Source organism: Maribellus maritimus, assembly GCF_022267315.1.
Taxonomy (GTDB): domain Bacteria; phylum Bacteroidota; class Bacteroidia; order Bacteroidales; family Prolixibacteraceae; genus Draconibacterium; species Draconibacterium maritimum.
This window is the reverse complement of the sequence record NZ_JAIKLE010000198.1, coordinates 1-317: the sequence shown is the minus strand read 5'-3', so window position 1 is coordinate 317 and position 317 is coordinate 1. Positions and strand designations below refer to the sequence as shown.

General features: G+C 43.2%; 1 protein-coding gene. It reads left to right on the top strand.

Annotation, left to right across the window (positions count from 1 at the left end; genetic code table 11):
• Window positions 1-317, top strand: a 317-nt coding sequence (locus K5G00_RS29660) for a sulfatase/phosphatase domain-containing protein (protein WP_238770290.1), incomplete at both ends; no start/stop codon positions are given.

The following is a 317-nucleotide window of genomic DNA, read 5'->3' as shown; positions in this document are numbered from 1 at the left end:
GGGAAAATTGAAGCAGGAACAAAAAGTGGTCACATTTCAGCTTTCTGGGATATAATGCCAACAGTGGCGGATATTGCGGGAATTAAAGCCCCCGGGAATATTGACGGTATTTCGTTTCTTCCTACCCTGTTAAACCAGGGAGAACAAAAAGAGCACGATTATTTATATTGGGAGTTTCATGAAAAAGGCGGGAGGAAAGCGATTCGCAAAGGCGACTGGAAGCTGGTACAGTACAATGTTTTAAAACCCGAACAAACTACCACTGAATTGTACGACCTTTCAACAGATATTGGCGAGGAACACAATGTGGCAGATGA